19 protein-coding genes are annotated in these 23,428 nt (G+C 62.9%); 12 read left to right on the forward strand and 7 right to left on the reverse strand.

From position 1 onward, the window contains the following. The 4 genes from Q9290_RS14115 to Q9290_RS14130 all read right to left on the reverse strand — a co-directional run bounded on the left by Q9290_RS14115 (position 1) and on the right by Q9290_RS14130 (position 3,556). A complete protein-coding gene (locus tag Q9290_RS14115) occupies positions 1–858 on the reverse strand; it encodes a metal ABC transporter permease (RefSeq protein ID WP_306080288.1) in 858 nt (285 codons plus the stop codon). Next, on the reverse strand, positions 842–1,726 hold the full coding sequence (locus Q9290_RS14120; RefSeq protein WP_306080289.1) for a manganese/iron ABC transporter ATP-binding protein: 885 nt from the start codon (positions 1,724–1,726) through the stop codon (positions 842–844). The genes Q9290_RS14115 and Q9290_RS14120 overlap by 17 nt, the downstream gene beginning before the upstream one ends. Continuing rightward, positions 1,723–2,619 (reverse strand): metal ABC transporter substrate-binding protein, encoded by an 897-nt coding sequence (locus Q9290_RS14125; RefSeq protein WP_306080290.1) that lies wholly within the window; start codon positions 2,617–2,619, stop codon positions 1,723–1,725. Before Q9290_RS14125 ends, Q9290_RS14120 begins: the two co-directional genes overlap by 4 nt. Before the next feature lie 64 nt (positions 2,620–2,683). Further along, positions 2,684–3,556 carry a LysR substrate-binding domain-containing protein gene (locus Q9290_RS14130; protein WP_306080291.1) on the reverse strand — a complete coding sequence of 291 codons (873 nt, stop codon included), beginning with the start codon at positions 3,554–3,556 and terminating at the stop codon, positions 2,684–2,686. Between the two features lie 91 nt (positions 3,557–3,647). Here Q9290_RS14130 and Q9290_RS14135 point away from each other — a divergent pair, with 91 nt between their 5' ends. Further along, positions 3,648–4,619 carry a TDT family transporter gene (locus Q9290_RS14135; protein WP_306080292.1) on the forward strand — a complete coding sequence of 324 codons (972 nt, stop codon included), beginning with the start codon at positions 3,648–3,650 and terminating at the stop codon, positions 4,617–4,619. On the opposite strand, the gene Q9290_RS14140 is transcribed toward Q9290_RS14135, so the two are convergent. Continuing rightward, complete coding sequence (locus tag Q9290_RS14140; RefSeq protein ID WP_306080293.1) at positions 4,613–5,647, reverse strand: Gfo/Idh/MocA family oxidoreductase; 1,035 nt, start codon at positions 5,645–5,647, stop codon at positions 4,613–4,615. The two genes, Q9290_RS14135 and Q9290_RS14140, sit on opposite strands and share 7 nt — an antisense overlap. A gap of 398 nt (positions 5,648–6,045) precedes the next feature. Between Q9290_RS14140 and Q9290_RS14145 the strand changes: the two genes are divergently transcribed. From Q9290_RS14145 to glcF, 3 genes are read left to right on the forward strand one after another with little or no spacing between them, the layout of a single operon-like run. Further along, a complete protein-coding gene (locus Q9290_RS14145) occupies positions 6,046–7,491 on the forward strand; it encodes an FAD-linked oxidase C-terminal domain-containing protein (RefSeq protein WP_306080294.1) in 1,446 nt (481 codons plus the stop codon). Further along, a complete protein-coding gene (gene glcE / locus Q9290_RS14150; RefSeq protein WP_306080295.1) occupies positions 7,491–8,549 on the forward strand; it encodes a glycolate oxidase subunit GlcE in 1,059 nt (352 codons plus the stop codon). Before Q9290_RS14145 ends, glcE begins: the two co-directional genes overlap by 1 nt. 11 nt (positions 8,550–8,560) lie before the next feature. Next, the gene (glcF, locus tag Q9290_RS14155; RefSeq protein ID WP_306080296.1) at positions 8,561–9,775 is read left to right on the forward strand and encodes a glycolate oxidase subunit GlcF; all 1,215 of its coding nucleotides are present in this window, start codon (positions 8,561–8,563) and stop codon (positions 9,773–9,775) included. A 13-nt stretch (positions 9,776–9,788) separates the two neighbouring features. Here glcF and Q9290_RS14160 read toward each other — a convergent pair whose 3' ends face one another. Then, complete coding sequence (locus tag Q9290_RS14160) at positions 9,789–10,694, reverse strand: LysR family transcriptional regulator (protein WP_306080297.1); 906 nt, start codon at positions 10,692–10,694, stop codon at positions 9,789–9,791. A gap of 157 nt (positions 10,695–10,851) precedes the next feature. Here Q9290_RS14160 and Q9290_RS14165 point away from each other — a divergent pair, with 157 nt between their 5' ends. The 6 genes from Q9290_RS14165 to Q9290_RS14190 all read left to right on the forward strand — a co-directional run bounded on the left by Q9290_RS14165 (position 10,852) and on the right by Q9290_RS14190 (position 18,788). After that, a complete protein-coding gene (locus Q9290_RS14165; RefSeq protein WP_306080298.1) occupies positions 10,852–12,552 on the forward strand; it encodes an L-lactate permease in 1,701 nt (566 codons plus the stop codon). 57 nt (positions 12,553–12,609) lie between these two features. Next, the gene (locus Q9290_RS14170) at positions 12,610–13,380 is read left to right on the forward strand and encodes a (Fe-S)-binding protein (protein WP_306080299.1); all 771 of its coding nucleotides are present in this window, start codon (positions 12,610–12,612) and stop codon (positions 13,378–13,380) included. Continuing rightward, positions 13,373–14,791 carry a LutB/LldF family L-lactate oxidation iron-sulfur protein gene (locus Q9290_RS14175; protein WP_306080300.1) on the forward strand — a complete coding sequence of 473 codons (1,419 nt, stop codon included), beginning with the start codon at positions 13,373–13,375 and terminating at the stop codon, positions 14,789–14,791. The genes Q9290_RS14170 and Q9290_RS14175 overlap by 8 nt, the downstream gene beginning before the upstream one ends. After that, positions 14,791–15,444, forward strand: coding sequence for a LutC/YkgG family protein (locus Q9290_RS14180; RefSeq protein ID WP_306080301.1), 654 nt, complete (start codon positions 14,791–14,793; stop codon positions 15,442–15,444). The genes Q9290_RS14175 and Q9290_RS14180 overlap by 1 nt, the downstream gene beginning before the upstream one ends. Beyond that, positions 15,444–18,245 (forward strand): FAD-binding and (Fe-S)-binding domain-containing protein, encoded by a 2,802-nt coding sequence (locus tag Q9290_RS14185; protein WP_306080302.1) that lies wholly within the window; start codon positions 15,444–15,446, stop codon positions 18,243–18,245. Before Q9290_RS14180 ends, Q9290_RS14185 begins: the two co-directional genes overlap by 1 nt. 192 nt (positions 18,246–18,437) lie before the next feature. Then, positions 18,438–18,788 (forward strand): RidA family protein, encoded by a 351-nt coding sequence (locus Q9290_RS14190; protein WP_306080303.1) that lies wholly within the window; start codon positions 18,438–18,440, stop codon positions 18,786–18,788. A 117-nt stretch (positions 18,789–18,905) separates the two neighbouring features. Here Q9290_RS14190 and gdhA read toward each other — a convergent pair whose 3' ends face one another. Continuing rightward, positions 18,906–20,258, reverse strand: coding sequence for an NADP-specific glutamate dehydrogenase (gene gdhA, locus Q9290_RS14195; protein ID WP_306080304.1), 1,353 nt, complete (start codon positions 20,256–20,258; stop codon positions 18,906–18,908). A gap of 225 nt (positions 20,259–20,483) precedes the next feature. Here gdhA and gspE point away from each other — a divergent pair, with 225 nt between their 5' ends. Further along, positions 20,484–22,196, forward strand: coding sequence for a type II secretion system ATPase GspE (gene gspE / locus Q9290_RS14200; protein ID WP_306080305.1), 1,713 nt, complete (start codon positions 20,484–20,486; stop codon positions 22,194–22,196). Position 22,197: 1 nt separating this feature from the next. After that, positions 22,198–23,418, forward strand: a complete 1,221-nt coding sequence (locus Q9290_RS14205) for a type II secretion system F family protein (RefSeq protein ID WP_306080306.1) — start codon at positions 22,198–22,200, stop codon at positions 23,416–23,418. Positions 23,419–23,428: the final 10 nt, after the last annotated feature.

Here is a 23,428-nt window from a genome sequence, read left to right on the forward strand (position 1 = left end):
TCATCCCGGTGCCTCCCGGGCCTCGGCGGCGCGCCGGCGGGCGGCCAGATAGCCGTGTTTGGGGGCGAACACAAAGGCCAGCAGAAAGAGCAGGGTCTGCAACACCACGATCAGGGCGCCGGTGGCCCCATCGAGAAAATAACTGGCATAGGCGCCCACGGCGCTGGTCACGGCGCCCAGGCCGACGGCGATCATCAGCAGTACCGGAAAGCGATCGGTCAGCAGGTAGGCGGTGGCGCCGGGAGTGACCACCATGCAGATCACCAGAAAGGCGCCCACCGTCTGCATGGCCGCTACCGTGCAGGCCGCCAGCAGGGTAAAGAACATCAGCTTGAGGTGAACGGGGTTGATGCCCACCGAGCGGGCGTGGTGCTCGTCGAAAAACACCACCAGCAGATCCTTCCATTTGCACACCAGCACCAGCAACGACACCAGACCGATGATCACCAGCTGGGCGATATCAAAGGGATCAATGGCAAGAATATTGCCGAGCACAATGGTGCGAATGTTGACCGCCATGGGCCTGAGCGACATCATGAACAGCCCCAGGGCGAAAAAGCCCGAAAAAATCAGGCCGATGATCACGTCTTCCTTGAGTTTGCTGCGCTGATGCAGCAGCAGCATGGCGCCGGCGGCCAGGCCCCCGGCCACAAAGGCCCCCAGGGAAAACGGCAACCCCAGCAGGTAGGCGCCGGCCACCCCGGGCACAATGGAGTGGGACAGGGCATCGCCGATCAGCGACCAGCCCTTGAGCATCAGGTAGCAGGATAAAAAGGCGCACACGCTCCCCACCAGGGCCGACACCCAGATGGCGTTGACCATGTAGCCGTAACCAAAGGGCTCAAGCAGAATCGTCATCGCTCCGCTCCCGCCGGGCTCGGCTTTGTACCCGGCCCCCCTCGATGATCAGTGGCCGTTCATCGTCGCTGATCACGCCAATGGGCGAGCTTTTGCCGGTCAGCATAAAATGGCGCAGCACACCGCCAAAGGCCAGCTCCAGGTTGGCCTGGTTGAAGGTGCTGGCGGTGGTGCCGTGGGCCAGAATGGTGCCCTTGATCAGCACGGTGCGATCGCAGAACTCGGGCACAGAGCCCAGGTTGTGGGTGGAGACCAGCATCACCCGGCCTTCATCGCGCAGCTCCCGCAGCAGGGTAATGATGCGATCCTCGGTTTTCACATCCACCCCGGTAAAGGGCTCGTCGAGCAGAATCACCCGGCCGTCCTGGGCCAGGGCCCGGGCCAGAAACACCCGCTTCTTCTGGCCGCCAGAGAGCTCACCAATCTGACGATGACGAAAGTCACTCATGCCCACCCGCGCCAGCGCCCGCGCCACGGCCTGGTGATCCGCCTCTTTCGGCCGGCGCAGCAAACCCATGTGGCCATAACGGCCCATCATCACCACATCTTCTACCAGCACCGGAAAGTTCCAGTCCACTTCTTCGGACTGGGGCACATAGGCCACCGCGTTGCTGCGCAGTGCCGCCGCCACCGGCTGGCCCAGCACACGAATATCGCCGGTCGCCAGCCGCACAAAGCCCATGATGGCCTTGAACAGGGTCGACTTGCCGGAGCCGTTCACCCCCACCAGGGCGGCAATGGTACCCAGAGGCAGGTGAAAGCTGGCGTCGCGCAGGCCGGTATGGCCGTTGCGGTAGGTGACGGTGACGTTCTGCACCACCAGGCCGGCGCCGTCGAGTGAGGCGGCCTGGGTGTCGATGGTGCTCATTCCAGCCCCTCGGTAATGCCCTGAGCAATGGTCTCCGAAGTGACCCGCAACAACTCGAGGTAGGTGGGCACCGGTCCGTCGGGCTCGCTCAGGGAGTCGACGTAGAGTACACCGCCGTAATGGGCGCCGGTTTCCCGGGCCACCTGACGGGCAGGCTTGTCGGAAATGGTGCTTTCGCTGAACACCGCCGGAATATTGTGCTTACGTACGCTGTCGATCACGTGGCGCACCTGCTGGGGGGTGCCCTGCTGATCGGCGTTGATGGGCCACAGGTACAGCTCCTTCAGGCCGTAGTCCCGGGCCAGATAGGAAAAGGCCCCTTCACTGGTCACCAGCCAGCGCTGATGCTCGGGAATGGCGGCAAACAGGGCTCGCAGGGGCGCGGTCTGATTGATGATTTGTTGCTGGTAGGCCTCGGCGTTGGCCCGGTAGACCTCGGCATTGCCCGGATCGTACTGCACAAAGGCGGCGAGAATATTATCGACGTAAATCAGGGCGTTATCCGGTGACATCCAGGCATGAGGGTTGGGTTTTCCGCGGTAGGGCCCTTCATCAATGCTCATGGGCACTATGCCCTCGCTCACCACTACTTCGGGAATGTCTTTCAGGTTCTGGTAAAAGCGTTCGAACCACAGCTCCAGGTTCAGACCATTGGACAGCAGCAGCTGTGCATTGTGAGCGCGCAGAATGTCGCCGGGGGTGGGCTGGTATTCATGAATTTCAGCGCCTGGCTTGGTGATGGACTCCACCAGGGCGGCGCTGCCGGCCACGTTTTGCGCCATGTCGGCGATCACGGTAAAGGTAGTGACCGCCTTGAACTTTGCCTGAGCGCTCGCTGGCGGTACCGCCAGCACCAGCAACAGCGCCATCCCTCCAAGTACGTGTTTGGTCATACAGTCAACCATGGCCCCTCCCTCATTCCTTTATGATGGTGCCTGGGCGGCGTTCCGGCCAGCCTCAGGCCCCGGCCGCTGCCCGGCAGGTGTCCACAAACCGGCGCAACAGCGCGGAGTGGTACTTTTGCCGGTGCCACACCAGCGACAGAGTACGGGGCAGATCGAGTCCGACATCGATCACCACCAGCCGCCCCCGGGCCAGCCGATCCGCCGCCGCCAGCCGGGAGATCAGCGCCAGCCCCAGCCCCTGCTCCACCGCCTGCATTACGGCTTCCGGGGTGTTCAGCTCCAGTACTCTGCCCATGTCGGCCAGATGGGGCGCCAGCTGGCGGTCGAATTGCTCACGGCTGCCGGAGCGGGGTTCGCGCAAAACCCAGTCGCTGCCGGCCAGACAGGCGGGCGTCAGGCAGCCTTGCCCCGCCAGTACATGAGAGGGGCCGGCGACGATCAGCATTTCATCCTGCAGCCAGTCTTGCGTATCCAGCTCGGCGTGGCGGTTTTCCCCCTCGATCAACGCCATGTCCAGCTCAAAGCGGGCCACCATGTCGCACAGGGTCTGGGTATTGGTGATGGTGACTCCGGCCTGCAGCCAGGGCTGGCGGGCCAGCAGCGCCGGCAGCAGGTAGTTGCCGATGGTCTGGCTGGCCCCCAGGCGCAGGTGGCCGGTGAGCTCACCGCCACCCTCGAACTGGCGCTCGATATCCGCCACCCGGCTGAGCACATCTTCCGCCAGGGGTTGTAGCCGCAGCCCCTGATCGTTGAGCTGCAACCTGGGGTGTACCCGATCGAACAGCGGGCTGCCCAGCCGCCGCTCCAGCTCGCTCAGCGACTGGGACACGGCGCCCCGGCTAAGGCAGACTTCCTCCGCCGCCAGTCCCAGGTTGCCGTGACGGGCGATGCTGGCAAATACCTGCAGTTGTTTCAGGGTAATCATTTAGCTTTTCCAAACGCTTGCTTTAAAACATTTGGATATTATAAACGAAGTGGCTTTTCTATGATGGCGACAGTCACTGAGGAGCGCCGTTATGCTGAATACCACTCGCCAACGTCTTGCCGCCACCCCCACCCCCATGGCCGGGCTGGCCCTGGGCATTGCCAGCCTGGGCTGGTGCTGGGAAAACACCGGCCTGTTTGCCGGTCAGGCCCAGAGCCTGGCCGCAGCCATCGCCGCCGTGCTGCTGCTGATCCTGACCGCCAAGTTTGTGCTGCATCCGCGCCTGCTGGCGGAAGATCTGGCCCACCCGGTGGTGGGCAGCGTGGTACCCACCTTTGCCATGGCCACCATGGTGGTGTCAGCGTCACTGGAAGGAAGCGCACGGGATCTGCTGTGGGGACTGGGCACCGGCCTGCATGTGGTATTTTTACTGGCCTTTGCCCGGCACCGGCTGCAGGCCTTTCGCCTGCACCACATGGTGCCCAGCTGGTTTGTACCGCCGGTGGGTATTATCGTGGCTGCCGTGGCCAGCCCGGGAGGCGCCCTTGAGCCGCTGGCGCAAGGCCTGATGTGGTTTGGTCTGGTGTGTTACGGTCTGCTGCTGCCGCTGATGCTGTACCGGCTGATCTTCTGTGCCGAGGTGCCCGACGCCGCCAAGCCCACCATCGCCATTCTGGCGGCCCCCGCCAGCCTGTCTCTGGCCGGTTATCTGACCGTGAGCACTCAGCCGGATCTGTTGCTGGTGGCGGTATTGCTGGGCATTGCAGTATTGATGACGGCGCTGATCTACCTGGCCCTGTTCCACCTGCTTCGGCTGCCGTTCAGCCCGGGCTACGCCGCCTTTACCTTTCCGCTGGTGATCGGCGCCACCGCCCTGTTCAAGGTGGCCGGCCTGGCCGCCGAGCTGGGGCTGGACGGTGTCGCCCTGGCCCGGCTGGAAGGTCTGGCGCAACTGGAGCTGATGGTGGCCACCCTGATGGTGAGCTACGTGGCCCTGCGCTACGCCCTGCGCTTTACCGCCCTTGGCCGGCTGCGGTTAACGGGCCGGCAGGTCGCTCAGTAATTCACATCGGGCACCGGCAGGGTACAGCCTTCCCGGCTGCTCTTTTCCGCCAGATGAATGATATTGAGCCCGTTGAGCGCGTCACGAATGGTGACCGGCAGCGGGCCCTCCCCGCGAATGGCCCTGGCAGTGGCTTCGTAAAAATGGCGATATCCCCCCACCTCGGACACGATCACTTCCGGCTCGCCGTCGGAATAAAACACGCCGTAATCGCTTTCAGCTTCCTTCGCCAGGTAGGGTGAGCCGGGCACAATGCCGTCCCGCAGCCGCTCTTCCTGAGGATCGAAGCCCCGTTTAATGTAACAGCCCCGCTCCCCCTGCAGCTTGAAGCGCAGGGTCGGCCCGGGATGATAAGAGCTGGAGTGCAGCAGCACTTCCTTGTCGCTGTAGTGCAGTTGCACATGAAAGTAATCGGTCACGTCCGAGCCCGGCCGCTGAGACAGGCACCGGCCGGTCACCGCCAGTGGCTTGCCAAACAGCTCCAGGGTCTGATCCACCAGATGCCCGCCCAGATCGAACCAGGAGCCGGCGCCCACTCCGGGTTGATCTTCCTGACCTTCGGGGGTGGGGCGAAAACGGTCGAAGTGGGATTCAAAAGCATGCACCGGACCCACCTTGCCCTCATCCAGCAACCGCCGAATGGTAAGAAAGTCGCTGTCCCAGCGGCGGTTGTGAAAGGGGATCAGGCACAACCGGCTGGTTTCGGCCAGGCGCATCAGCTCGCTGCCCTGATGAAGCTGGGTTACCGCCGGGTTTTCCATCACCACGTGCAGGCCCAGGCTCAGGGCCTTGCGCCCCAGCTCGTAGTGCACCTCGTTGGGCGCGGTGATCACCACCAGCCGGGCGCCGGACTCCTTCAGCATCTCATCCACATCGGTATACACCCGCACATCGGGCCAGTCCCGCTCTACCCGCTCCGGCCGTGAAGTGTGAATGGCCACCAGCTCGAACTCCGGCAAACTGTCGATAAAGGGCAGATGGTAAATACTGGCCGACTGGCCATAGCCGATCACGGCGGTTTTGATCATGGTAAAACCTCATCGAACACCGGTGCACTGACAGGCCCCGGCGCGGTAAGAAAAAGACATTCAGCCTCACAACAAAACACAGCCCCTGCCGCCGGGTCAAGGCTCGGTCAGCCCCCACTGCCGACGCGGTTCAGGCGCCAAAGCCTCATTGGCGCCGGGTCCGGACTCGAGGAGAGCCCTCCGCCCGGCCTCGCGACGATGGCGTGGTAAAAATATTCCTTTTTATGCAAGCACTTAAACTGTGATCGTGGCGGTAATCGGGACAAAAACCGTGTTTCGAGTATAGATAAACATGGCATGGCCGGCGGGGGTGGTGCCATGCTGATACGGCTACCGGACAACCTGGTGACCGATCAACCAGAGGGCCTCACCCGGCCCCAGTCAGGGAGAAGGAATTCATGACCAGCCCTCAGGCGACACTGCGTACCACCCTGGCCGAGGCCTTTCGGGCCTTTATCGAGCCGGAATACGTGATCACCGACGCCGAAACCCAGAAACCCTACGAATGCGACGGCCTCTCCATGTATTGTGAGATGCCGCTGCTGGTGGTGCTGCCGGGCACGGTAGAAGCAGTGCAGCAAGTGCTGCGACTGTGCCACCAGCACCGAGTGCCGGTGGTGGCCCGGGGCGCGGGCACCGGCCTGTGCGCCGGCGCCATGCCCAGCAACGACGGCGTGCTGCTGTCGATGGCCCGCTTCAAACACATTCTCGACATAGACCCACTGGCGCGCACCGCCCGGCTGCAGCCCGGGGTGCGCAACCTGGCCATCAGCGAGGCGGCGGCCCCCTACGGCCTGTATTACGGACCCGATCCCTCATCCCAGATAGCCTGCACCATCGGCGGCAACGTGGCGGAAAACTCCGGCGGCGTGCACTGCCTCAAATACGGCCTGACGGTGCACAATCTGCAAAAGGTAGAGCTGCTTACCGTCGAAGGCGAACGCCTGGTGTTCGGCCATGACGGTCTCGACTGCCAGGGGCCGGATCTGCTGGCGCTGCTCACCGGCTCCGAAGGCCTGCTCGGCATCATCACCGAGGTCACGGTCAGGCTGCTGCCGCAGCCGGAACAGGCCCGGGTGGTGATGGCCGCCTTTGACCGGGTAGAGCAGGCCGGCGATGCCGTGGGCGCGGTGATCGCCGACGGCATTATTCCCGCCGGTCTGGAAATGATGGACAGCCACGCCATCGTCGCCGCCGAGGCCTTTGCTCACGCCGGCTACCCCACCGAGGCTCAGGCCCTGCTGTTGTGCGAGCTGGACGGCACCCGGGAGGAAGTGACCGAATACATCGCCCGGGTGGAACGTATTTTTCGCGAGCAGGGCGCGAGTCAAATCCGGGTCTCCCAAAGCGAGGCCGAGCGGGCTCTGCTGTGGAAGGGACGCAAGTCGGCTTTCCCTGCCGTGGGACGAATTTCCCCCGACTACTACTGCATGGACGGCACCATACCCCGAGGCCAGCTTGCCCGCGTGCTGACCGAAATGCAGCGCATGTCGACGCACTACGGCCTGCGGGTGGCCAACGTGTTTCACGCCGGCGACGGCAACCTGCACCCGCTGATTTTGTTCGACGCCAATGTACCCGGTGAATTTGAGCGCACCGAGGAGTTCGGCGGCAAAATTCTGGAGCTGTGCGTGGAAGTGGGCGGCTGCATCACCGGCGAGCACGGGGTTGGCATCGAGAAAATCCGCCAGATGCCGGTGCAGTTCAGCGACCAGGAGCTTGCCCAGTTTCACGCCATCAAGGCGGCCTTTGATGCCCTCGGCACCCTGAATCCGGGCAAGGGCATTCCCCTGCTCAAGCACTGCCAGGAATACCGCACCCTCGACCACAAGGAGGCCCGCTGATGGCGGATTTGACTTCAGCCCTGCTGGAACAAGTGCAACAGGCCCGGACCGATGGCACCCGGCTCAACCTGGTCGGCGGCAACAGCAAACCCTTTATGGGCCGGACGGCCGAAGGCGAACCACTGTCACTTTCCGGCCATCGCGGCATCGTCAGCTACCACCCGGTGGAATTGGTACTCACCGCCCGCGCCGGCACGCCCGTGGCCGAGGTACAGGCCACCCTGGCCGAGCGGGGCCAGATGCTGGCCTGCGATCCACCCTTGTTTGACGGCCAGGCCACGCTCGGAGGCACCCTGGCCTGTCACTTGTCCGGGCCGGGTCGGCCCTGGAGCGGCTCGATTCGGGATCAGCTGCTGGGGCTGCGGCTCATCAACGGCCAGGGTGAGCACCTGCGCTTTGGCGGCCAGGTCATGAAGAACGTGGCCGGCTACGATGTCTCCCGACTGCAGGCCGGCGCCATGGGCACCCTGGGGGTGATCACCGAGCTCAGTTTCAAGGTGATGCCGGTTCCCGAGTGCACCCTGACCCTGGTGCACGAACTGGACGCCGACGCCGCACTTATCGAGATGAACCGGCTGGCGGCACAGCCCCGGCCACTCACCGCCGCCTGCTGGCTGGACAACCGTCTCTATCTGCGGCTGTCCGGCGCCGCCAGCGCGGTGGAAAGCACCGCTCACACCTGGCCGGGTGAGGTGCTGGAAGACGGCAATGCCTTCTGGCGGGATCTGCGCGAGCAGCGACTGGCGTTTTTTACCGGCAACGCCCCCCTGTGGCGCTTTTCGGTGCGTTCCACCGCCCCTCATGACCTGCCCGACGCAGCCTGGCTGCTCGACTGGGGCGGCAGCCAGCGCTGGCTGCGGGGCGAGTTCGACAAGGCCGAACTGGAACGGCTGGCCGAGGCGGCCGGGGGCCAGGTGGCCCTGTACCGCGGCGGCAACCGTGATGCCGAGGTGCTGCACACCCTGCCGGCGCCCATGCAGGCACTGCAGCGCCGACTCAAGGCGGCGCTGGATCCGGACGGCCTGTTCAACCCGGGCCGGCTCTACGGCTGGTTGTAAAGGACGACATCATGCGTACAGACATTCATGTGAAATACCTGGATCATCCCGAGATTGCAGAAGCCGAGTCGATTCTGCGCAGCTGCGTGCACTGTGGCTTCTGCACCGCCACCTGCCCCACCTACCAGCAGCTGGGCGACGAGCGGGACGGCCCGCGCGGGCGCATTTATCTTATTAAACAGATGCTCGAAAGCGGTGAAATCAGCGAGAAATCCCAAACCCACCTGGACCGCTGCCTGACCTGCCGCAGCTGCGAGACCACCTGTCCGTCGGGGGTGCGTTACGGCCGGCTGGCGGACATCGGCCGCAGCATCATGGAGCAGCAACTGCCTCGCACCCCGGGCCAGCGCCTGCTGCGCTGGCTGCTGCGTAACGTGCTGCCCTATTCCGCCCGGCTGAGCCCGCTGCTGGTGCTGGGGCGCATGGCACGGCCGCTGTTGCCGGCGGCGCTGGCTGCCAAGGTGCCACCGGCGCAAGCAACGGGCATTCTGCCCGACCGCCGTCATTCCAGAGTGATGCTGGCGCTGGGCGGCTGTGCCCAGGCGGCGGCCACGCCCAACACCAACGCCGCCGCAACCCGAGTGCTGGACCGGCTCGGCATCCGTCTGGTGCAGGCCCCCGGGTCGGGCTGCTGCGGGGCGGTCAGCTATCATCTCTCGGCCCACGAGGAAGGACTAAACTTTATGCGTCGCAATATCGACGCCTGGTGGCCCCATATTCAGGCCGGCGCCGAGGCCATTGTGATCAGCGCCTCGGGCTGCGGCGCCATGGTAAAGGAATACGGCGACAAACTGGCGCACGACCCGGCCTACGCCGAGCGGGCGCGCCGGGTCAGCGAGCTGACCCGGGATCTGAGCGAGGTGCTGGCGAATGAGGATCTGGGCAAGCTGAAGCTGGCCGGCACCGGCCGCAAAACGGCGGTGCACTGCCCCTGCACCCTGCAGCACGCTCTCGGGCTGGGTGATCAGGTCGAGGCCATACTGCGCCGGGCGGGGCTGGAATTGACTCCGGTCAAGGACGGTCATCTGTGTTGTGGCTCGGCGGGGACCTATTCAATCCTGCAGCCCGAGCTCAGCCAGCAACTGCTCGGCAACAAGCTGGATGCGCTCAGCGCAGGCAATCCCGAGCAGATCGTCACCGCCAACGTGGGTTGCCAGCTGCATCTGGCCAGCCGCTCAAGGGTGCCGGTAAAGCACTGGATTGAGCTGCTCGACCCCGGCGAATAGGCTCAGGAGGTCGTCAGAAATAATGCCTGATCTCCATGTAACGGGAGCGAATATGTTCGATCAGCAGTTTTATCTTGCGGGGCGGTTGCCGGTTGTAGGGGTACACCGCGTAAATGCCCAGCACCTTGCCCACCCGGCTGGGCAACAGCTCCACCAGCCGGCCCGCCTGCAAATCCGTATACACCAGGCAGCGGGGCACATAAGCCAGGCCATGACCGGCCAGAGCAGCCTTGCGCAGGGCCGCGGCATTGTCGGTGGAGAAGTTGCCGCTTACTCGCAGCGAATAGGTCTCACCAAAGCGTCTGAACAGCCAGTCCCGGGCGCCGCTTTCCTGATAGCTGTAAATCAGGCAGTTATGCTGCATCAGATCTTCCGGCACCTGGGGCTTGCCGTGACGACTGAGGTAGGCGGGGGCGGCGCAGATGGTCCAGCGCGAGTCCAGAATATGGCGGGCGATCAGGCTGGAGTCTTCCAGATGACCGGTGCGGATCACCAGATCAAAGCCTTCCGCCACCAGATCCACAAAACGGTTGTCCAGCGACATGTCGACGCTGATAGCCGGATGCAGCTCACAAAATTGCGCCACCGCCTCGGCCAGCAACAGATCGCCGGAAATGGTGGGCACCGACATGCGAATGTGGCCCTGCAGGGAGTCGCTGTAGCCGGTCACCGCATCAAAGGCCTCCTGGGCCGTTTGTGCCACCACCTGAGCCCGCTCAAACAATACCCGGCCCGCCTCGGTCAGGGTCAGGCGCCGCGTGGTGCGGTAAATCAGGGTGCTGCCCAGCTCGGCTTCCAGCCGAGCGATACGCTTGCTCACCACCGAGTTGGTCAGACCATGAGCGTCGGCAGCCTTGCTGAAGGAGCCCAGCTCCATCACCTGAGCAAACAGAATGAGATCGTCGGTTCTCGGCATCATTTAACCAGTTTTGGAAACAATAAGTTTCATTAAGCCTATATATCCACAAAAAACAAGGAATTAAAGTTTACATTCGATTAACACACTGAGTGCCGTCGTACTCTACCTTAAGGAGAAGGGTGGAAAGGCAGCCACCCCACTGACAAGGACCATAATCATGATGAATGAGACCCTGCTGGCATTGCTGGCCTTTTCACCCATACTGCTCGCCGCCGTACTGCTGGTGGGCCTGCAATGGCCGGCCAAGCGCGCCATGCCCCTGGCTTTTATACTGACCGTGATTATCGCGCTCTGGATCTGGGACATGACCGGCACCCGGGTGCTGGCTTCAGCCCTGCAGGGGCTGGTGATTTCCGTCTCGCTGCTGTGGATCATCTTCGGCGCCATTCTGCTGCTCAATACCCTCAAGCATACCGGCGCCATTACCACCATTCGCAACGGCTTTACCGCCATCAGCCCGGACCGGCGTATTCAGGCCATCATTGTAGCCTGGTGCTTTGGCTGCTTTATTGAAGGCGCCTCGGGCTTTGGTACCCCAGCCGCGGTGGCGGCACCACTGATGGTGGCACTGGGCTTTCCGGCCCTGGGTGCGGTGCTGATGGGCATGATGATCCAGAGTACACCGGTATCGTTCGGCGCCGTGGGCACCCCCATTATCGTGGGGGTGACCACCGGCCTCGACAACGCCGCCATCAACACCACCCTGAGCGCCGCGGGCTCGGGCTGGCCGGCCTATCTGCAAACCGTGACCAGCAACGTGGCCGTCACCCATGCCATTATCGGCATTCTGATGCCGCTGTTCATGTGCATGATGCTGACCCGCTTTTTCGGCAAGGAAAAAAGCTGGAAACAAGGCCTGGAAATCCTGCCCTTTGCCATCTTCGCCGGCCTCGCCTTTACCGTGCCCTACGCCCTCACCGGCGTGTTTCTCGGTCCCGAGTTTCCGTCGCTGGTCGGCGGCCTGATCGGCCTGGCACTGGTGGTCGGCGCCGCCCGCAAGGGCTTTCTGGCGCCCAGGCACACCTTTGACTTTCCCGATGAAAAAGACTGGCCGGCCGAGTGGCTGGGCACCCTGGCCGTACACAAGGAAGACCTGCAGAAAAAGCCCATTGGTCTGGCCCTGGCCTGGTTCCCCTACCTGTTGCTGCCGGTGCTGCTGGTACTGAGCCGCACCAGCGACAGCTTCAAGGGCCTGCTCACCAGCTGGAACATCGCCTTTGCCAACTTGCTGGGCGAGGCTGGGATCAGCGCCAGCATTCAGCCCCTGTATCTGCCCGGCGGCATTCTGGTGTTCGTGTCGCTGGTAGCGGTGCTGACTCAGACCCGTTCGCTGAGTTCCTTTGGCCCCGCCATTCACGAGTCGAGCAAAACGCTGATTGGCGCCGGATTTGTGCTGATGTTTACCGTGCCCATGGTGCGGATCTTCATCAACTCCGGCGTTAACGAAGCCGATATTGCCAGTATGCCGGTCATGGCGGCCAAGGTGGTGGCGGATCACGTGGGTGACTTCTTTCCGGCCATCAGCGGCGTGATCGGCGCCCTGGGGGCCTTTATTGCCGGCTCCAATACGGTGTCCAACATGATGTTTTCCCAGTTCCAGTTTGAAGTGGCCCAGACCCTTGGAGTGTCCACCGCCATGGTGGTGGCGCTGCAGGCCGTGGGGGCCGCCGCCGGTAACATGATCGCCATTCACAACGTGGTGGCGGCCTCGGCCACCGTGGGGCTGCTGGGCCGGGAAGGCACCACCCTGCGCAAAACCGCCCTGCCCACCCTCTACTACCTGGTGGCCATCGGCGTGATTGGCATGATCGCCATCTATGGAATGGGCATCACGGATCCGCTGCTACAGCTGTCCTGATGCCGTGCCGCCGGTGCCCGCCGGCGGCCTTGTTGTAACCCAGACAGGAATTGCCCTATGTCATCCGCCATTCGCCTCTATCCGTCCAGACCCGACAAGGTCTATGTCTACGCCACCTGCCTGGTGGATTTGTTTTCGCCCCAAAGCGGGCTGGATGCCATTCGCCTGCTGGAGCTGGCCGGGGTTGAAGTCATCTACGTACCCAAGCAAAGCTGCTGTGGCCAGCCCGCCTATTCCTCCGGCTACAACGACGACGCCCGTACCACGGCACTCAGCCAGATGGCGCTGTTTCCCGAGCCCTGGCCGGTGATCGTGCTGTCGGGCTCCTGCGGCGGCATGATGCACCATCACTACCGCCGGCTGTTTGCCGGCAGCGAACACGAACGTAGTGCCAATGAATTCTGTGATCGGGTATTTGAACTCACCGAGTTTCTGGTGCACGTCTGCCGCATTCGGCTGAAAGATCAGGGGCCCAGCACCTCAGTGGTGCTGCATACCTCCTGCGCCGCCCGCCGGGAAATGAAGGTGCATGTCACCGCCCGCCAGTTGCTGAGCCAGCTGGAGCAGGTGGAACTGCGCGAGCAGGCCTATGAAAGCGAATGCTGCGGCTTTGGCGGCACCTTTGCGGTGCGCCACCCGGCCATCAGCGAGGCCATGGTGCAGGACAAGACCCAGCACCTGAGCGACACCCAGGCAGACCAGCTGGTCAGCGCCGACTGGGGCTGCCTGCTCAATATCAACGGCGCCCTGGAATACCAGGGCCGTACCCTCAAGGGCATTCACCTGGCCAGCTTTCTGCTGAGCCGGCTGGAGGGACAACATGCATAACCAGCCCCAACACTTTCATCCCCAGGCCGAAGCGGCCCTGGCCGACAAGGAGCTGCGCGCCAACTTTCGCGGCGCCATGGACTACCTGCGCGACAAGCGCAAAACCGCCTTTGCCGACCCCGACGAAGAAGCCGCCATTCGCGACCGGGCCGAGGCCATTCGCCAGCGTTGCCTGAGCAAGCTGCCCGAGCTGCTGGAGCAGCTGGAAAGCAACTGCCTGGCCAACGGCATTCGCGTGCACTGGGCGGAAAACGCCGAGCAGGCCAACGCCATTTTCACCGACATCATTCAGTCCCACGGCGGCACCCTGGCGGTGAAGGGCAAGTCGATGGTGAGCGAGGAGATCGAACTCAATGACGCCATGGCCAAGGAAGGCATCACCTGCCTGGAAAGCGACATGGGCGAATACATAGTACAGCTCGGCGAGGAAACGCCGTCCCACATCATCATGCCCGCCATTCACAAGAACAAGCAGCAGGTGGCCGACCTGTTTGCCGAGCACGTACCCGGCTTTGAACACACCCTGGATGTGGACACCCTGATCCAGACCGGCCGCCGCGTGTTGCGGGAGAAATACCGCACCGCCGACGTGGGCGTGTCCGGGGTCAACTTCGCGGTGGCCGAAACCGGCACCCTCTGCCTGGTGGAAAATGAGGGTAATGGCCGCATGTGCACTACTGTGCCCGAGGTGCATATCGCCATTACAGGCATCGAAAAGGTGGTGGAATTCCTGGCCGACGTACCGCCGCTGTTCAGCGCCCTCACCCGCTCCGCCACCGGCCAGCTGATCACCACCTATTTCAACATGATCAGTGGCCCGCGCAAGGATGATGAACTGGACGGCCCCAAGGAAGTGCACCTGGTGCTGCTCGACAACGGCCGTAGTCAGGCCTTTGCCGACGAAGAGCTGCGCAAGACCCTGCAATGCATTCGCTGCGGCGCCTGCATGAACCATTGCCCTGTCTATACCCGCATTGGCGGCCACGCCTACGGCACCGTCTATCCCGGCCCCATCGGCAAGATCATCTCGCCGCACCTGATGGGGCTGGAGGCCACGCAGGATCTGCCTACCGCCTCCAGCCTGTGCGGCGCCTGCGGCGAAGTATGCCCGGTGCGCATTCCCATTCCTGAGCTGCTGCAGCGGCTGCGCCACGAGGCCAAGCAGGATCCCGACCCTCGCGCCTTGCCCCTGCGCGGCCAGAAGGCGGCGGCCAGCAACACCGAGGCCTTTATCTGGCGCAGCTTTGCCCTGGCCACCCGCCAGCCGGCGCTGTACCGTATGATGACCTGGTGCGCCACCCGGCTGCGGCGGCTGATCCCGAGCAAACTGGGTCCCTGGACCCGCTGCCGCACCGCGCCCAGACCCGCCGCCCGCACCCTGCGTGAACTCATGGCCGAGAGGAACAAATAATGTCGACCGCCCGTACCGCCATTTTTGACCGGCTGCGCCGGGTTAATGCGCAGCCATTGTCCGCCCCGGAGCCGGACTACCCCATCTGGAACGACACCGACTCCGACACCATGCAGGCCCGGCTGACCGAACTGCTGGAGCAAAACCACGCCGAGGTGATATCCCTGCCCCGCGCCGGCCTGATCGCCACCCTGCGGGAGCGGCTGGCTCAAGGCAAACTGAAGCGGGTGGCCACCGGCACCGGTGGTGAATTTTTTGATGACATCACCCAGGCCTTGAATGGCACTGCCGAGCGAGTCTGCTTTGACCGCCCATTGGAGGAGTGGAAGGACGAGCTGTTCAACACCATTGATGCCGGCATCACCGGCTGCCATGGCGCCATTGCCGCCACCGGCAGCCTGGTGCTGTGGCCGGGCCCGGAGGAACCACGCACCCTGTCGCTGGTGCCGCCGCATCATATCGCCATTCTGAAGGCCTCCACCCTGCACACCAACCTGCCGGCCATGATGACGGATGAGGGCTGGAATCAGGCCATGCCCACCAACCTGCTGCTTGTATCGGGCCCGTCCAAAACCGCCGACATTCAGCAAACCCTGGCCTACGGCGCCCACGGCCCCAGTGCGCTGACGGTATTGATCCTGGAGGATGCCTGATGGAGGCCCGCTACCAGCGGCTGGCTGACGAGCTGGCCGGCTTTCTGCCGAATGAACGTATTATTACCGATACATCCCTGTGCCTGGCCTACGGCACCGACGCCAGCTTTTACCGGCTGCTGCCCAAACTGGTGCTGCGGCTGGCAAGCACAGACGAAGTAATACGCGTGCTGGCGGCCTGCCGGCAGCATAACATTCACTGCACCTTTCGCGCCGCCGGCACCAGTCTGTCGGGCCAGGCGGTGTCCGACTCGGTATTGATCACCCTGACCGACGACTGGCGCGGCCACCGTATCGAGGATGACGGCCAACGTATCGCACTGCAACCGGGAGTGATCGGTGCCGACGCCAACCGTTACCTGGTGCGCTACGGCCGCAAGATTGGCCCGGATCCGGCGTCCATCAACAGCTGCAAGATCGGCGGCATTGCCGCCAATAATGCTTCAGGCATGTGCTGCGGTACGGCGCAGAACTCCTACCGCACCCTGCACGGCCTCAGCCTGGTGCTGGCCGACGGCACGCAACTGGATACGCGCGATGCCGCCAGCCGGGCCCGCTTTGCCGAACAAAAACCCGAGTTGCTGGCCGGGCTGAAACAACTGAGTGAGGAGGTCAAGGCCAACGCCGAGCTGAGCGAACGCATTCGCCACAAGTACCGGCTGAAAAACACCACCGGCTACAGCCTGAACGCCCTGGTCGACTTTGACGATCCCTTCGACATGCTGGCTCACCTGATGATTGGATCCGAAGGCACCCTCGGCTTTATGGCCGAGGTCAGTTATCACACTGTGCCCGATCATCCGTTCAAGGCATCCTGCCTGCTGGTGTATGCCGACATAGAGACCACCTGCCGGGCGGTGACCGCCCTGGCCGACACACCAGTGGCGGCGGTGGAGCTGATGGACGGTCGAGCCCTGGCCTCCATTGCCGGCAAGCCGGGCATGCCCGACTTTATCAATGAGCTGGACACGGAAGCCGCCGCCCTGCTGGTGGAGGTGCACGGCGCCGATGAGACCGAACTGCTGGAAAAATGCGAGCGGGCCATGGCCGCGGTGACGCCCTTTGATCGCCGCAACCAGGTGGCTTTTACTCAGGATAAAGCCACCTGCGCCACCCTCTGGGCCATGCGCAAGGGCATGTTTCCGGCGGTGGGCGCTATGCGTGAGACCGGCACCACCGTGATTATCGAGGATGTGGCCTTCCCGGTCGAAGAGCTGGCCCCGGCGGTAAGAAAGCTAACGGCGCTGTTTGAACGTTTTGGCTACCATGAAGCCATTATTTTCGGCCATGCCCTGGCCGGCAATCTGCACTTTGTATTCACTCAGGGCTTTGATGCCCAGAGCGAACTGGATCGCTACGGCGGCTTTATGGACGCCGTGGCCGAGCTGGTGGCGGTGGACTACGGCGGTTCGCTCAAGGCCGAGCATGGTACCGGCCGTAACATGGCGCCCTATGTAGAGCTGGAATGGGGCAAGGACGGCTACGCCCTGATGCAACGCATCAAGGCGCTGTTCGACCCGGACGGCCTGCTTAACCCCGGGGTGATCCTCAACGAGGACCATCAGGCCCACCTGAAAGACCTGAAACCCCTGCCCGCCGCCGACACCATTGTCGACAAGTGCATTGAATGCGGCTTTTGCGAGGCGGTGTGTCCGTCCCGGGATCTGAGCCTGACCCCGCGCCAGCGCATTGTGCTGTTCCGCGAGCTAAGCCGCCGGGCTGCCGCCGGCGAGCAAACCGCCGACACGCTGCAAACCGTGTTCGATAAACAGGGCATCGACACCTGTGCCGCCACCGGCCTGTGTGCCCAGCGCTGCCCGGTGGGCATCAACACCGGTGATCTGGTGCGCCAGCTGCGCACCGCCCGTTATCAAAAGTTCGAGCCCATCGCCCGCTGGACCGCCAGTCACTTCACCGCCACCACCAAGGCGGTGGCGCTGGGGCTGAATGCCGCCCATCTTGGCCGCAAACTGCTGGGCGAAAAGTCCATGACCCGGCTGAATGCCAGGCTGCGCAAGGTCAGCAACAATCGGGTGCCGCTGTGGTTGCCGGAAACCCCGGCTGCCAACCCGCACCAGCCCAAGGCCGGCGGCACCGGCCCTGACAAGGTGGTGTATTTCCCGTCCTGCGCCAGCCGCACGCTGGGAGCGGAGCCTGGCGCGAAAGACCCCCGCTCGCTTACCGAGGTGACCCTGGCGGTGCTTAAAAAAGCCGGCTTTGAGGTGATATTGCCTGAGTCCCTCAGCAGCCTGTGCTGTGGCATGCCCTATCAGAGCAAGGGCATGATGGATCTCGCCGACAACAAGGCCACCGAGCTGGAAGACGCCCTCTGGCAAGCCAGCGAACAGGGCCGCTGGCCGGTACTGATGGACACCAGCCCCTGTGCCAAACGCAGCCTGGAAACCAGTCGCCGGCCCCTTCAGGTGTTTGAACCGGTGCAATTTGTGCTGGAACAGGCGCAGGAGCGGCTGACACTGACCCCGGTGAATGAGACGGTCATGCTGCACATTACCTGCAGCAGCCGGCGCATGGGCCTGGCCGATGCCATGCTGACCCTGGCCCGGCGCTGCGCCGACACCGTGGTGGTGCCCGAGCATATCGAGTGCTGCGGCTTTGCCGGCGACAAGGGCTTTACCACCCCCGAGCTGAACGCCGCGGCGCTCAAACCATTGCGGCAACAGGTGCCGACGGGCTGCACCCGGGGTGTGAGCAACAGCCGTACCTGCGAACTGGGGCTCAGCCACCACAGCGGCATCAACTACGAGTCCATTCTCTATCTGGTGGATGAAGCCAGCCATTGACTCTCAACGCCCCTGCGGGGGCGTTTGACTGCCAAGACATCTGTTTCATGTGAAACACTCATAAGGAGCAACCGCCCGCAGCGTGATCAAGCCCCGGTTGTTTGGCATTTCTCCACATCCATGGTTTACAACGCTGGTACTAACGGTAAGGTCTTGCTTTTACTGTCGAGATGAAACCAAAGAGAGATACAAATGACTATTGAACGCCAGCAGACCGGCCAGCGCATGAGCCGCATCGTCAAGCACAACGGCACCATCTATCTGTGCGGCCAGGTGTGCAAGGACGCCACTCAGGACATCGCCGAGCAAACGGCGACCATGCTGGACAAGGTGGATGAACTGCTGCTGGAAGCCGGTTCCGGCCGTGAGCACATTCTCTCCGCCACCATCTACCTGAAGACCATGGCCGATTTCGCCGCCATGAACGCGGTATGGGACGCCTGGGTACCGGAAGGCCATGCTCCCGCCCGGGCCTGCGTGGAAGCAGCCATGGCCCGCCCCGAGCTGCTGGTGGAAATCTCGGTAGTGGCCGCCGAGGCCTGAGCTTAAACGCAACATGCCGGGACAAGCCCGGCATGTTCCATCTGAAATAACCACTGCCACAAAAAATAAAAGCCCGGTCTGCCGGGCCTTTAAACGTTATTCAGAAAGGGATAGCGGTTATACCACGCCCTGCTCGATCATGGCGTCGGCTACCTTGCGGAAACCGGCAATGTTGGCACCCAGCACCAGGTTGTGGGGCTCGCCAAACTCGGCGGCAGTTTCGCTGGCGTTCAGGAAGATGTTCTTCATGATCACTTTCAGCTTCTCGTCCACTTCCTCAAAGCTCCAGCGCTGCATGCTGGCGTTCTGGGCCATTTCCAGCTGGCTGGTGGCCACACCGCCGGCGTTGGCGGCCTTGCCCGGGCCGTAGCTGATCTTGGCATCCAGGAATACTTCTACCGCATCCTGAGTGGACGGCATGTTGGCACCTTCGGACACACCGATCACGCCGTTGGCAACCAGGGCCTTGGCATCGGCTTCGGACAGCTCGTTCTGGGTGGCACAGGGGAAGGCCAGCTGGGCCGGAATGCGCCATACGGCATTGCCGTCGGCCGGATAATCGGCGGCGGGAATGAACTTGGCTTCCGGGTGGGAGGCCACGTATTCGTTCAGACGAACCTTGCGCACTTCCTTGAGCTCTTTCAGGGTCTCCAGGTTGATGCCGGTCTCGTGGTAAACGGTGCCGCTGGAGTCGGAGCAGGTCACCGGAATGGCACCCAGCTGATACAGCTTCTCGATGGTGTAGATGGCGACGTTACCGGCACCGGACACCAGGCAGCGCTTGCCGGCCAGGGTGTCGCCCTTGGCTTCCAGCATGTACTGGGCGAAGTATACGCAACCGTAACCGGTGGCTTCCTTACGCACCAGAGAACCGCCCCACAGCAGGCTCTTGCCGGTGAGCACGCCGTCGTAGTTGCCGGTCAGGCGCTTGTACTGGCCGAACATATAACCGATTTCACGGGCACCCACGCCGATGTCGCCGGCAGGCACGTCCTTGGTCGGGCCAATGTGACGGTACAGTTCATTGATAAAGGACTGGCAGAAACGCATGATTTCGCCGTCGGACTTGCCCTTGGGATCGAAGTTGGCGCCACCCTTGCCGCCGCCGATGGGCAGGCCGGTGAGAGCGTTTTTGAAGATCTGTTCAAAGCCCAGGAACTTGATGATGCCGGCGTTCACGCTGGGGTGAAAACGCAGGCCGCCCTTGTACGGGCCCAGGGCCGAGTTGAACTCGATGCGGTAACCCTTGTTGATCTGTACGTTGCCCTGATCGTCGACCCAGGGTACGCGGAACATGATCTGGCGCTCGGGCTCCACCATGCGCTCGATGATGGCGTGCTTCTTGTACTTCTCGTCGGTTTCGAGAATGGGCTGCAGGGAGTCGAGTACTTCCTCTACGGCCTGATAGAACTCTGCTTGTGCCGGGCTGGTCTTCTGCAGTTTGACAATGGTGTCATGGATATACGTCACGATGTCTTCCTTGTTATTGTTTCTAAATCTCTACTGGGGATGCACATTTACGAGACCCCGCACTATTGAAATATGGCGTCGCTCTCGGGTCAATGACTAATTTTCAAATACATATACTAAAAAGAAGAATATTTATGCTTGCCTACTACTTTGAGTCCGATCCCGGGCCATCTCGAACCCTGCGCCGGCGGTCTATGCTTGATAAAACACAGGGAGGCATACGATATGGATGTCAGCGGATCCTGGTCGGCACGGGATGAAGCCCTCGGCCAAAAACTGATTGAACAAGGGCAACTGACCGACAAGGAGCTGAGCCGGCTGGCGCGCATGCAGCAGGGCCAGCAGGAAGCCGTGCCCCTCACCCGCCTGCTGCTGAACCTGGGCATGATGTCGGAGCGGGAGCTGGCCCGCACCCTGGCAGAGCAACATGACCTGCCGCTCACCGAAAACGACCGCTATCCTCTGGCACCGCCCCTCGACAAGCCCCTGCCCTACCGCTTTCTCAAGGAACATCATCTGGTGCCTCTGCACCAGGACGACACCACCCTGGTACTGGCCATGGTGGATCCCGGTGACGACTTCGCCCTGCAGGCCATGACCATGCTCTGCGGCCAGCCGGTACGGGCCCAGGTAGGCATCAGCTCGGAAATCGATGCCGCCATTGAGCGGCTCTATGGCGAAGGCCAGAGCAAGATGGGCGACATTCTGTCGGCGGTGCAGGAAGAAGAAGAAACCGAGGAGCGCATCGCCCAGCTGAAAGACATGGCCAGCGAGGCGCCGGTGATAAGGCTGGTGAACCTGCTGATCCAGAAGGCGGTGGAGCTGAGGGCATCCGACATTCACGTGGAGCCCTTTGAAAACCGGCTCAACATTCGTTACCGCATCGACGGCGTACTGCAACAGGGCGAGGCGCCGCCGGTGAACATGACCCCCGCCATTATCTCGCGCATCAAGATCCTGGCCCGGCTCAACATTGCCGAACGCCGCCTGCCCCAGGACGGCCGCATCGAGTTGCGGGTGCAGGGCCAGGATCTCGACATTCGTGTCTCCACCGTGCCCACCATGCACGGCGAAAGCCTGGTGATGCGTCTGCTCAACCGGGAAAGCGTGGTGCTCGACTTCGACGCCCTGGGTTTTGCCAGCGACACCCGGGCCAGGCTGCAACAGGTGCTGGCCATTCCCCACGGCGTGCTGCTGGTTACCGGCCCCACCGGCAGCGGCAAGACCACCACCCTCTATACCGCCCTCAACCGGCTCAACACCACCGAGCGCAAGCTGATCACGGTGGAAGACCCGGTGGAATACCAGATGGAGGGCATCAACCAGATCCACGTTAAGCCCGCCATCGGCCTGACCTTTGCCAGCGCCCTGCGCGCCATTGTGCGTCAGGATCCCGATGTCATCATGGTGGGGGAAATGCGCGATCTGGAAACCGCCCGCATCTGTGTGCAGTCGGCGCTCACCGGCCACCTGGTGCTGTCTACCCTGCATACCAATGACGCCGCCAGCAGCGTGACCCGGCTGCTGGAAATGGGAGTGGAAGACTACCTGCTCACCTCCACCCTCAACGGCGTGGTGGGCCAGCGCCTGATACGGGTGCTCTGCCCGCACTGCAAGGAGAGTTATGAACCACTGCCGGAGCTGGTACGGGAACTGAAGCTGGAACCCCTCACTCCCGGCGATCCGGTGCGGCTGTATCGCCCGGTGGGCTGCAACCACTGCGCCCATACCGGCTATCACGGCCGGCTGGCCATTCAGGAGCTGCTGGTGATGAACGACGACATTCGCAAGCTGGTGCTGAGCCACGCCGATGCCGGCCAGATCCAGCGGGCTGCCGTGGCCGCCGGCATGCGCACCATGTATGGCGACGGCCTGCTCAAGGCCCAACAAGGGATCACCAATGTGGAAGAGGTGATTCGGGTCACCCAGGAGGCCTGAGATGGCGTTGTTTCACTTCAAAGCGGTCAGTCAAAACGGTGAGGAGCAGGAAGGCCGGCTGGAAGGGGCCGATCAACAGGCCATAGTGCTGCAGTTACAGCAGCGGGGGCTGATCCCGCTCAGTGTGGAGCCCGCCGGCGAACGCAGCACCGGACTGCTGAACATGAAACTCAGCCTGGGGCGCAGCAACACAGGCGAGCGGCATATTCAGGCTCTGACCCAGGATCTGGCGGCCCTGCTCAAGGCCGGGGTGCCGCTGGAGCGGGCCCTGGGTATCATGATCCAGGTGCGCGACCGCGAAGAAGATACTCACTTGCTGAGCCGCATTCGCGAAGGCATACAGCGTGGCCAGGCGCTATCGGTGGTACTGGCGGAGCAGAATGCGGGCTTTTCGCCCTTTTACCTCAACATGATCCGGGCCGCCGAGATCTCCGGCAACCTGGATCAGGGTCTGGCGGATCTGGCGCACTATCTGGAACGCAGCCGCCGACTGCGGGAAAAAGCGCTGTCGGCGCTGATCTACCCGCTGATCCTGCTGCTGGTGTCGGCGGCTTCGCTGCTGATCATTCTCACCTACGTGATCCCTCAGTTTCAGCAACTGTTTGCCGACATGGGCCAGGCCATGCCGCTGCCCACCCGCATCGTGATCGGCGCCGCCGACTTCATCAAAAGCTTTGGCCTCTGGCTGCTGCTGGGGCTGCTGCTGGGGCTGCTCTATGCCCGCCGCCGGCTGCGCGAGCCCGGTATACGCCTGGCCTGGCACCGGCTGCTGCTGCGTTTGCCGCTGGCCGGCCCGCTGATCCAGCGGCTGGAAGTCGCCCGCTTCACCCGCAGCCTGGGCACCCTGATGAAAGGCGGCGTGCCCCTGCTGGGTGCCCTCGACATCGCCCGCCAGACCCTGGGCAACCAGCTGCTGATAGATATTCTGGCCGAGGCCGGTGGCGAGCTGAAGGAAGGCAAGCGACTGGCGGAGCCCTTGCAGGCCTCGGGCCGGTTTCCGCCACTGGCGATACAGATGATTCGGGTGGGCGAGGAAACCGGCCAGCTTGAAGACATGCTGCTCAAGGTGGCCGACACCTACGACCGGGAAGTGGAAAACACCATTCAGCGCCTGCTGACCATACTGGAGCCGGTGTTGATCCTGGGCCTGGGGATGCTGATTGCCGGCATCATCATTTCCATGCTGGTGGCCATTCTCAGTATCAACGAACTGCCCATTTAAAGTGACCCAT

This window comes from Oceanimonas aquatica (assembly GCF_030732065.1).
Classification (GTDB): domain Bacteria; phylum Pseudomonadota; class Gammaproteobacteria; order Enterobacterales; family Aeromonadaceae; genus Oceanimonas.

What these genes read in the sequence shown, in the direction of transcription:
- Q9290_RS14115 (WP_306080288.1), bottom strand. Translation starts at nt 858, where the DNA reads ATGACGATTCTGCTTGAGCCCTTTGGTTACGGCTACATGGTCAACGCC.
- Q9290_RS14120 (WP_306080289.1), bottom strand. Translation starts at nt 1,726, where the DNA reads ATGAGCACCATCGACACCCAGGCCGCCTCACTCGACGGCGCCGGCCTG.
- Q9290_RS14125 (WP_306080290.1), bottom strand. Translation starts at nt 2,619, where the DNA reads ATGACCAAACACGTACTTGGAGGGATGGCGCTGTTGCTGGTGCTGGCG.
- Q9290_RS14130 (WP_306080291.1), bottom strand. Translation starts at nt 3,556, where the DNA reads ATGATTACCCTGAAACAACTGCAGGTATTTGCCAGCATCGCCCGTCAC.
- Q9290_RS14135 (WP_306080292.1), top strand. Translation starts at nt 3,648, where the DNA reads ATGCTGAATACCACTCGCCAACGTCTTGCCGCCACCCCCACCCCCATG.
- Q9290_RS14140 (WP_306080293.1), bottom strand. Translation starts at nt 5,647, where the DNA reads ATGATCAAAACCGCCGTGATCGGCTATGGCCAGTCGGCCAGTATTTAC.
- Q9290_RS14145 (WP_306080294.1), top strand. Translation starts at nt 6,046, where the DNA reads ATGACCAGCCCTCAGGCGACACTGCGTACCACCCTGGCCGAGGCCTTT.
- glcE (WP_306080295.1), top strand. Translation starts at nt 7,491, where the DNA reads ATGGCGGATTTGACTTCAGCCCTGCTGGAACAAGTGCAACAGGCCCGG.
- glcF (WP_306080296.1), top strand. Translation starts at nt 8,561, where the DNA reads ATGCGTACAGACATTCATGTGAAATACCTGGATCATCCCGAGATTGCA.
- Q9290_RS14160 (WP_306080297.1), bottom strand. Translation starts at nt 10,694, where the DNA reads ATGATGCCGAGAACCGACGATCTCATTCTGTTTGCTCAGGTGATGGAG.
- Q9290_RS14165 (WP_306080298.1), top strand. Translation starts at nt 10,852, where the DNA reads ATGATGAATGAGACCCTGCTGGCATTGCTGGCCTTTTCACCCATACTG.
- Q9290_RS14170 (WP_306080299.1), top strand. Translation starts at nt 12,610, where the DNA reads ATGTCATCCGCCATTCGCCTCTATCCGTCCAGACCCGACAAGGTCTAT.
- Q9290_RS14175 (WP_306080300.1), top strand. Translation starts at nt 13,373, where the DNA reads ATGCATAACCAGCCCCAACACTTTCATCCCCAGGCCGAAGCGGCCCTG.
- Q9290_RS14180 (WP_306080301.1), top strand. Translation starts at nt 14,791, where the DNA reads ATGTCGACCGCCCGTACCGCCATTTTTGACCGGCTGCGCCGGGTTAAT.
- Q9290_RS14185 (WP_306080302.1), top strand. Translation starts at nt 15,444, where the DNA reads ATGGAGGCCCGCTACCAGCGGCTGGCTGACGAGCTGGCCGGCTTTCTG.
- Q9290_RS14190 (WP_306080303.1), top strand. Translation starts at nt 18,438, where the DNA reads ATGACTATTGAACGCCAGCAGACCGGCCAGCGCATGAGCCGCATCGTC.
- gspE (WP_306080305.1), top strand. Translation starts at nt 20,484, where the DNA reads ATGGATGTCAGCGGATCCTGGTCGGCACGGGATGAAGCCCTCGGCCAA.
- Q9290_RS14205 (WP_306080306.1), top strand. Translation starts at nt 22,198, where the DNA reads ATGGCGTTGTTTCACTTCAAAGCGGTCAGTCAAAACGGTGAGGAGCAG.